The sequence below is a fragment of the Aminobacter sp. Piv2-1 genome (genome assembly GCF_037625995.1).
GTDB lineage: Bacteria > Pseudomonadota > Alphaproteobacteria > Rhizobiales > Rhizobiaceae > Aminobacter.
In genome coordinates, this window is record NZ_JARKMU010000015.1 from 115,209 (window position 1) to 124,117 (window position 8,909).

Annotated in this window: 7 protein-coding genes and 1 pseudogene; 7 read left to right on the forward strand and 1 reads right to left on the reverse strand. The window is 64.1% G+C overall.

All coding sequences use genetic code 11. The features are described 5' to 3' along the window. Positions 1 to 1,349: pseudogene (locus tag AmiPiv_RS23100) on the reverse strand (hypothetical protein); the annotation flags it as partial. A 365-nt stretch (positions 1,350 to 1,714) separates the two neighbouring features. Here AmiPiv_RS23100 and AmiPiv_RS23105 point away from each other — a divergent pair. The 7 genes from AmiPiv_RS23105 (at position 1,715) to AmiPiv_RS23135 (ending at position 8,833) form a co-directional block, all read left to right on the forward strand. Continuing rightward, on the forward strand, positions 1,715 to 3,364 hold the full coding sequence (locus AmiPiv_RS23105) for a putative bifunctional diguanylate cyclase/phosphodiesterase (protein ID WP_340041286.1): 1,650 nt from the start codon (positions 1,715 to 1,717) through the stop codon (positions 3,362 to 3,364). 138 nt (positions 3,365 to 3,502) lie between these two features. Beyond that, entirely contained in the window at positions 3,503 to 4,030 is a 528-nt protein-coding gene (locus tag AmiPiv_RS23110) for a ubiquinone biosynthesis methyltransferase UbiE (protein ID WP_340041288.1), read from the forward strand. Positions 4,031 to 4,065: 35 nt separating this feature from the next. Continuing rightward, on the forward strand, positions 4,066 to 5,199 hold the full coding sequence (locus AmiPiv_RS23115; RefSeq protein ID WP_340041290.1) for a methyltransferase domain-containing protein: 1,134 nt from the start codon (positions 4,066 to 4,068) through the stop codon (positions 5,197 to 5,199). Continuing rightward, entirely contained in the window at positions 5,196 to 7,565 is a 2,370-nt protein-coding gene (locus AmiPiv_RS23120; protein ID WP_340041292.1) for a SpoIIE family protein phosphatase, read from the forward strand. The genes AmiPiv_RS23115 and AmiPiv_RS23120 overlap by 4 nt, the downstream gene beginning before the upstream one ends. A gap of 4 nt (positions 7,566 to 7,569) precedes the next feature. Further along, positions 7,570 to 8,130 (forward strand): slr1658 superfamily regulator, encoded by a 561-nt coding sequence (locus AmiPiv_RS23125; protein WP_340041294.1) that lies wholly within the window; start codon positions 7,570 to 7,572, stop codon positions 8,128 to 8,130. A 13-nt stretch (positions 8,131 to 8,143) separates the two neighbouring features. Continuing rightward, on the forward strand, positions 8,144 to 8,482 hold the full coding sequence (locus tag AmiPiv_RS23130) for a slr1659 superfamily regulator (RefSeq protein WP_340041296.1): 339 nt from the start codon (positions 8,144 to 8,146) through the stop codon (positions 8,480 to 8,482). Positions 8,483 to 8,590: 108 nt separating this feature from the next. After that, positions 8,591 to 8,833 carry a hypothetical protein gene (locus AmiPiv_RS23135; protein WP_340041297.1) on the forward strand — a complete coding sequence of 81 codons (243 nt, stop codon included), beginning with the start codon at positions 8,591 to 8,593 and terminating at the stop codon, positions 8,831 to 8,833. Positions 8,834 to 8,909: the final 76 nt, after the last annotated feature.

Sequence of the window (8,909 nt, forward strand, 5' to 3'; positions counted from 1 at the left end):
GCACCGCGCCCGTCCGCCCCGAACTGGTCGTTCGACAGAAGAAGCGTCTCGGCAGAGCCGATGTTGGCCCCCGTCACCTGCTCCGCAACCGTCAGCAGATTGCCGTCGTTCGCCGCCACCGGCAAATCGTCGACGATCTCGATCGTCAGCGTCGCAGGCACGGACGACGCTTCCCCGTCGGAGACGACCAGGTTGAAGACGTCGGTCTCCGCGCCAGCGCCATCCTGCGTCGGCTCGGTTAGCTCGTACTGGTAGGTCACCACGCCTGTGGTCGGGTCATAGCCGGTGATCGTCAGGGTGCCGTGCTCGCCGGCAAAGGTCGCGCCAACCAGACCGGAGATCGGGACAGTGACAGGATTACTGCCGTCGGCTGCGCTGATTGTCAGGCTCTCCAGATCGCTCAGGCCATCCGGGTCGGAAAGGGTAAACGTGCCCTGATGGAATTCCTTGTCCGAATCGGGATCGGAACCGACAGAGCCATTGGTCTTCAGACCAGCCTCGTCCACGATCCCCGAGCCGAGGGTCGTGCCGGGCTCGAAGTTGATCGCGGGCTCGCCGTTGCGGCGCTCCGCCGGGAAAAGCTCGCGCCGCTCGAATTCGGGAAACTGCAGGGCCGTCGGCGGAAGCAAGGCGCTGAGGTCGAAGCCGTCGCCGATGCCGCCGACCGGGGCTTCGAAGTTGCCGCCCGAACTCTCGGCCGAACCGGGAGCGGCCGACATCGCGCCGTCGGGACCGAAAGCAACGTCGACGCCGGCGGATTCGAGGGCCGCGATCAGCGCGACGCGGGGCAGTTCGACGTCGCCGAGGATGAAGGTCGGCACGTTGGCGGCAGCGTCCTTGATGACGATGACGCTGCCGTCGGCCTGCTCGAGGATCAGGTTGGCACCGTCGACGCGGATGTTGTCCACCGAAACATTGGCCGGCAGCCGCACGACGTTGGAGGCGTCGGCGGCATATTCGCTCGGCGCCGCTGCGGCGGGGGCGGCAGCCTGCGGCTGGGGCGCCTGGGCCGGCTGGCCGGAACCGGCATCGACCGGCACCGGTTCGGCCTGCGCCGCCGGCTGTTGCTGCTGCGGCTGGCCCTCGGCCTGTGCCACAAGCAGCTCGTTGCCGCCACCCGACCGTCCATTGCCGGACAGCGCCAGACCGCCCTCGATCTCACCCGAATTGTTGCCGAACTGCGAGCCGGTCGTCGCCATCGCCCTATCCCCTGTTTTGTTGTCCGACAGAACAGTGCCACAGCGACAATTGCAACCAAGGGGAAACTTGGTACATATATGGTGATATGTAGGGTGGGCGACTTTTTGATGATGGTAAATTTGGCCTATATTATCCAGTATATCTTTCATTCAAATGCATCGCCAATGCACGGCCACGCTGCGAGCAACGAGCGGTTGCAGCGGGCCGGCCCTGCCGGCGGATCCCCCCGGGGGACCGCGAAGGCCCCGGCCGGCGGCCCGATTGCAGGGTGCGCAACCGGCTGCATGCCGGCCGCGCCCGCAGCGGCGGCGGCCGTCACACTGTGAACAGCAAACGGCAAGCGTTTGCCACGGCTTACGCTGTTGTGCTAGCTTGCCTTCCGTAGCGGTAAGGAGATGCGGACTTGTACCGCTTGAGACGTTGGCTTGCGAACGTGCGGGGCGCGCAAGGCAGGGGAAGCCGGGAAGGAAGTGCATCCGACCTGCCCTCGACCGACGTGCGACTTCAGGGGTTATTGGCCGACACGACCGATATCGTGTCGTTCTACGGTCGTGATTTCCGCCTGACCGGCCATGCCGCCGGACTTCGGGACGTTCACGGCAACCCGGCTTCGGGAGGCGCACATCTGCGCGACATCTATCCGAAACTCGTCGAGACAGTGCCGGCGGACGCCCGTCAGCTGGTTCCGCGACACGGCGTACCGGCAATCTTCAACCTGAGCGGACACGGCGAGGAGCCCAGGCGCGTCGTGATCTTCCAGGCCGCGGACGGGATCGGCATTCTCGAGCTGTCCGACGCCGGCCCCGATCGCAGGAGCGCGGACAAGGAGGCCGAGCACGTCAGGCTGCTGCACCAGGCGACGCATGATGCCCTGACGGGCCTGCAGAATCGCCGGCACTTCGGCGAAACGTTACGCCAGATCCTGGCGGGAATCGAAAAGTCGGGAGATCGTCCCGCGCTGCTCCAGATCGACCTCGACGACTTCAAGTCGGTCAACGACACCCTCGGGCACGGCACGGGCGACACGCTTTTGCAACTCGCCGCCAACCGCATCAGCGGCGCGCTCGGCACGGGCGAAAGCGCATACAGATATGCCGGCGACGAGTTTGCCGTCATCCAGACCGGCAAGCAGCAGCCGGGAGAGGCCGAACGCCTCGCACAGGCGATCGTCGACGCCTTCAAGGCGCCCTTCATCATCAACGACATCCCGCTCTTCGTCGGCGCCAGCATCGGCATCGCCTTCGGGCCGCAACATGGCACCGAGAACGAGGAGCTGATGAAGGCGGCGGACATCGCCCTCTATGCTGCAAAGCGCGACGGGCGCGGCTGCGCGCGGGTCTTCAACCGCTCGATGATGCTGCTGCTCGAGCAGCGCGAAAACCTCAGGCGCAGCCTGCGCATGGCATTGGAGCGGCAAGAGCTCTATCTTGAGTACCAGCCGCTGATCAGGCCGCCGAAGACTGTGGTCGGCTTCGAAGCGCTGCTCAGATGGAACCATCCGGAAATCGGCCTGATACCGCCGGGCGTTTTCATCCCCATCGCCGAGGCCGACGGCCTGATGGACGACATCGGCGCCTGGGTCATCGAAGAGGCCTGCCGCCAGGCGATGAGCTGGCCGCCGTCGCTGACGGTGGCGGTCAACCTGTCGCCGGCGCAGTTCCTGAGCGGCACGCTCACCGACACGGTCGCGCAGATCATCGACAATGTCGGCATCCGGGCGGACCGGCTCGAACTGGAAATCACCGAGACGGTGCTGCTCGAGCAGACCGTCGACAACCTGGACACGTTGAACACGCTGAACGTGCTCGGCATCCGCATCTCGCTCGACGATTTCGGCACCCACTATTCATCGCTGGGCTATCTCAAGAATTTCCCCTTCGACACGCTGAAGATCGACCAGTATTTCATCAACGAGCTGGCGACGGACCGCAAGAGCCAGACGATTGTCCGCTCCATCATCGGCCTGGCGCACGGTCTCGGCATCAGCGTGACCGCGGAAGGGGTCGAGACGGCCGCCCAGGCACGCTGGCTCGTTGACGAAGGCTGCGACTGCCTGCAGGGCAATTTCCTTGGCCGCGCCCAGGGGGCGCAGCCGACACGGGAATTTATAAAGCGTTCGGGGGTTAGGCTGGTTGCGACGGAGGAAGATCGGGCCTTCCAATAGTCATCACCGACCTGGCATGGCTGCTGTCGCATGCGACGGGCAGACCCTGTCCGGACAACGGAAAAATCGAACCGGTGCTCATGTCAGGATCGCGGATCGTCTGCGTCACGGCATCCACCCTATCCGGCGAGGATATCAATGTCGGCAAATGCCGCACCCCAACAACCAGGTCCCGAACGCGAGTTCGGCCGGATGATCCAGCTCGACATGGATGTGACCGCATTCCTGTCGAACTGGATGAACTGCGACTACATTTCGAATTACGTGGCCAGGGCCATCAGCCATAACCGGCCCGATTCGGTGTTGTTCTCCAATCTGTTCTCATCTGCCTTCAACGAATTGCTGGAGGTCGCCTTCCGGACCCGACATCCGGGGGGCGTGATCGCGTGCAAGGTTTCCCGGCACGCCCACATCGACCGCATCGAGCTGGCATTCGCCTGCACAAGCGAGGAGCGTCAGTTCTACGAAAAGGCAATCCTGCAGGCGCAGAGTGCCGACGCGCAGCAGCGCTATCTCAATTCGCTGTCGGGCGACACCGCGCCGAGCCGGGATATGGTGCTGCTCGAACTGGCCGTCGACTACGAGGCCGCGTTGTGGCTCGAAACATCCGGCGAGGACAGGATCGCGCTCGTGGTAGACTTGCCGCTCGGGGGTTCCGCACATTGAGCCCGCATTCTTCCCGCTTCCGGGCACAATACGACATGAACAGCCAGGAGTTCACGCTCTCGGGGAGCGTGAGGCCACAGTCGATCGACGAACTCGCCCCCAGCCTCAGCCTGCTCAAGGAGGCCATAGACCGCGTGCGGGGCGTTCTCTACCTCAACGTCCGGCGCCTCGCGCAGATGAACAACGTCGCGTTCCATGCCTTCTCGAGGATCATCGTCGATGCCTGCCGGATGCGCCCCGACCTCAAATTCGTGGTCGTCACCTCGAGCGTGGTCGGCTGGACGACACGCAAGTTCAGCCGCCTGAGCAAGATCGAGCCGAACATCACGGTCGAGGAATATGACAGCGCCTTCTATCCCGGGCAGAGCTTCCTCGAGGAAGGCGGCTTCATCCCGATCCTGCGCACGCAGACGAAGATGACCTGGCGACACGAGCGCTCGATACTCGAGCGGCACGGCATGCGTCCGGGCATCTCCATGGCGGACATCTGCTGCGGCATCGGCGACTTCGCCATGCTGGTGCAGAAGGAGTTCGAGCCGGCGCGCATCGTGGCGCTCGACCATTCCCGCTCCAGCCTGGCCTACGCGCGCAAGGTGGCGGAGGAGTTCGACGTCCGCGGCATCGAATACACCTATGGCGATGCGTCGGAAATGCTGCTCGACGACGACCAGTTCGACCTGGTGACATGCCGGCACTCGCTGCAGATCTTCAACCGGCCGGATCTCATCCTCAAGGAGCTGCTCAGGATCTGCAAGCCGGGCGGGCGCGTCTACATCACCAACGAGAAGAATTCACACTGCCTGGGCGAACCGCGCGCGGAAAGCATCCAGTGGACCTACAACGAGGTCGCCAAGCTGTTCGAGCATTTCGAGATGGATGTGGAGTTGGGCCCGAAGAGCCGGCGCTACCTCGCCGAAGCCGGCTTCGAGGACATCAGGGTCGAACAGTTCATGGTGACGAACCTCGATGGCGACCCGAACGACTTCGCCGATGTCATCTCCGCGTGGGAGGACGTCTACGCCGGCGACATGGCCGCCAAGCGCGGCGATTCGCCGGAGTTCGTCAAGCGCTTCCGCCAGGGCTTCCGGGACCACATCTACGCCGCCCTTCACCCGAAGGGTTATGCTGGGTGGCCGATCTGGGCCGCATCCGGGCGCAAGCCGTCATGAGCGCCCCCGCCGAGGAGACGCCGCGATTCGGTTTGCGCTCCTTCCGGGCGAAGTTCGTTCTGGTGGTCGGCGGCGCCGTGCTGTTCGACCTGCTGATGAGCGGCGGCCTGGCATTGTGGAACGTCCAGCGGCTGTCCGAGGACGCTACCTCCGAGGTCGGCGCCGGCCTGACCGAGGCCAACCAAGCCTATATCCGCTCCTATGCCGAATCCACGGCATCCCGCGTCGACCTTCTGCTCGACCGCGTGCATGCGGACGTCAAGTCGCTGGCCGGCGTGCTGCAGGCGCAGATCGACAATCCCGACAGGCAGAAGCAGGTCGGCGCGACGCTGGCGCGCCAGACCGCGGGGTCGGTGTCGGTGGTCTACAACGCTCAGGGCGACTGGGCCCAGAACCTGCCGGGTGCGCCGTCCGTCGTCAGCGTCTGGGGTTATCTGCTCGGCCCGGACCGCAAGCCACTGCCGGCGGTGCAGGAGGAGATCGAAAACAGCGCAGTGCTCGACCTGGTTGCGCCAAGCCTGCTGACCACGGGCTCGTCGAAGCTGCAGATGTACTATATCGGGCCCAAGGAGCGGCCGATCTTCAGGACCGCCCCCTACACCGATCAGGCTCAGACCTTCGATCGGCTCTATCCCGGGCATAACAAGGCCGAATTCTGGGAGTTCTTCTTCCCGGGCATCTACGGTTCGTGGCAGCAGTGGGCGGCGAAGCCGGAATCTCGCGCCGTCAGCGGCAACGACATCACCCAGACGGCACCCTACACCGACGCCATCACCGGCAAGCTGATCGTCAGCTTCTTCCATCCGCTGTGGACTCCCGATCGCAGCGGTGTGGCAGGTGCGGCAGGCGCCGACATCACGCTCGACCAGCTCGCCGAGGTCGTGGAAAACGTCAGGGTCGCCGACAGCGGCTTCGGCTTCCTGACGATGTCCAACGGCAATGTGGTCGCCATCAATCCCAAGGGCGAAGAGACCATCGGCCTGGTTTCGTCGAGCGGCAAGGCCGGCGAAGGCGTCACCGGCCTGGAGCGCTCGCTCGGCGGCAGCACCCAGCCGGCGATCGCCGCGCTCGCTTTCGACCAGAACGATGACGGCGTCATCCAGCACATCACGCTGAACCAGGGTGGCGAAGGGGTTCCCTACATTGTCGTGCTGAAGAAGCTCAAGCAGACGAATCTCTGGACCTCCGGGCCGATCCAGGCCCAGGCGATGTCCGTCGGCATCGTGGTGCCGGAACGCGAGATCTACGCGTCGCTGTTTGCTGCCCAGAAGAGCATCTCGCAGGCAACCAACCGCATCCTGCTCTACCAACTGCTCGCGATCATGGTCTCGCTGATGATCGTGTTTGCGGCGGTCTTCGGCCTGTCCAAGCGCATCACCGCCGGCCTGAGCGCGCTTGCCGGGGCGGCTCGCCGGCTGCAGAACAAGGATTATTCGGTCCGCGTGAACATTCCATCGCGCGACGAGGTCGGCGAGGTCGGCGTCGCATTCAACCGCATGGCGCAGGAGATCAGCTACAACACCGAGCACCTCGAACAGCTCGTCGACGACCGCACCCGCGACCTCGAAGACGCCAACCAGGAAATCTCGAGCCTCAACGACAAGCTGCGCAGCGAAAACCTGCGCCTCGGTGCCGAGCTGGACGTCGCCCGCCAGATCCAGATGATGGTGCTGCCGAAGGAGCGCGATCTGGAGGCCATCCCGGAAGTGGAGATCGCAGCCTATATGCGGCCGGCCGACGAGGTCGGTGGCGACTATTACGACGTGCTGGAAAACGGATCACGGGTCAAGATCGGCATCGGCGACGTCACCGGGCACGGACTGGAGAGCGGCGTGCTGATGCTGATGGTGCAGTCGGTCGCCCGCGCCCTCCAGGAGACGGGAGACGGCGACCCGCTGCAGTTCCTCGACCGGCTCAACCGGGCAATCTACAAGAACATCGAGCGCACCAACTCGGACAAGCACCTGTCCCTGGCCTTCCTGGACTACGACGGCGGACGCATGACCCTGTCGGGACAGCACGAGGAAGTGCTCGTCCTGCGCGCCGGCGGCGAGGTCGAGCGCATCGACACGCTGGACCTCGGACTTCCGGTCGGCCTCGAGCGCGACATCTCGCCCTTCGTCGCCACCCGCGACATCCCGTTCGTCAGCGGCGACGTGATCGTGCTGCACACCGACGGGGTAACCGAGGCCGAAGCCGAGGACGGCGAGCTGTTCGGCCTCGATCGCCTGTGTGAAAGTGCGCGACAACGCCACGGCAGCTCTGCCGAAGAGATCAAGACCGGTATAGTAGAGGACCTGATGGCACATATCGGCGCCAGGAAGATCCACGACGACATCACGCTCGTCGTCATGCGGCACAGGTGAGACCATGACCACGTTGTATGGACCGGCCGACATTGCCATCGGCATGAGGGAGAGCATCAGCCGCGTCACGCTGTTCGACGGGCCGCTCGAACTCAAATGGCACCATTGCGCCACCACTTCGGACTTCTTCGCCGAGCTGTTCGCGCTGCCCTTCCACGCCTCGCGCAACGACTACAAGGAGGTGCGGCACAATATCGGCTATCTCGTCAACGAGCTGATCGAGAACGCGCTGAAGTTCCGCGAGCCGGGCGAGATCGTGGTCGAAGCGGCGATGGAGCAGGGCAACTTCAAGGTCAAGGTGACCAACGTCATCGCCGAGGCCTCCGCCGCCGACTTCCAGCGCCTGCTTGCCGAAATCACCATGGGCGACCCGGCCGACCATCTGATCCGCCGCATCGAAGCCAATGCAGAAGACGCCGACGCTACCGGCTCCGGCCTGGGACTGCTCACCCTGATGAGCGACTATGGCGCCCGGCTGGCATGGATCTTCAGCCCAACCGAGGCGGTCAACCGCATACACCTCGAGACCTATGCCACCATCCCGGTCTCGGAGATGAGAAACTGACGGACATCGTATTATGGAAATAAGAACCGACGACTATCGCGTGTGGACCGAGGCAGGCGAGATCTTCTTCGACGGCACCATGCGGCTCTCGGGCTCCGATGCCTATGCCCCGATCCTCGCCTTGATGCTGGACGTGCTCGAGCGGAAGCCCGCCGAGATCTCGCTCGACCTCCGGGACCTGGAATTCCTCAACTCGTCCGGCATCAACCTCCTGGCGAAATTCACCATCGAGGTCCGCAAGCATGCCGATGTCCGCCTGATCGTGCGCGGCAGCTCGGAATTCCCGTGGCAGGCAAAATCCCTACCCAATCTCAAGAAACTTCATCCCGCGGTGACGCTGCAGATCAACTGAGGACAGCTCCTGCCCCGCAGTGTCGACCGCTTCGCTTGCTCCAGCCACACCAACAACGGCTCGTGCACCAGCCGCTGCACCATTGCGCGCAGTGACCTGGAGCAGCGCGTGCTTGCCGGCCTGAAGCACCGGATGATGGCGCCGGAGGCCGCCGCTGCTGCGATACGGGCCTATGCCGCGGAGACCAACCGGCTCAACCGCGAACGCCGCGCCAACGCCGACAGCTGGAACGTGGAACTGGCAAAGGTCGACAAGCAGATCCGCGGCATCATCGAGGCCATCAAGGCCGGCATGTTTCACGCTAGACTAGAGCGGCGGACGCTCAGATTGAATCAAGAGGGATTCCATTGAGGCAAACTTGGTGATTCACTTCCGGTAGGAGGTGATTTGCGATGCCCAAGCCCTATTCGATGGATCTGCGGGAACG

Excerpts from the sequence above, each read along its gene's own strand:
- AmiPiv_RS23110 (WP_340041288.1), top strand. The coding sequence starts at position 3,503 with ATGTCGGCAAATGCCGCACCCCAACAACCAGGTCCCGAACGCGAGTTC.
- AmiPiv_RS23115 (WP_340041290.1), top strand. The coding sequence starts at position 4,066 with ATGAACAGCCAGGAGTTCACGCTCTCGGGGAGCGTGAGGCCACAGTCG.
- AmiPiv_RS23120 (WP_340041292.1), top strand. The coding sequence starts at position 5,196 with ATGAGCGCCCCCGCCGAGGAGACGCCGCGATTCGGTTTGCGCTCCTTC.
- AmiPiv_RS23125 (WP_340041294.1), top strand. The coding sequence starts at position 7,570 with ATGACCACGTTGTATGGACCGGCCGACATTGCCATCGGCATGAGGGAG.
- AmiPiv_RS23130 (WP_340041296.1), top strand. The coding sequence starts at position 8,144 with ATGGAAATAAGAACCGACGACTATCGCGTGTGGACCGAGGCAGGCGAG.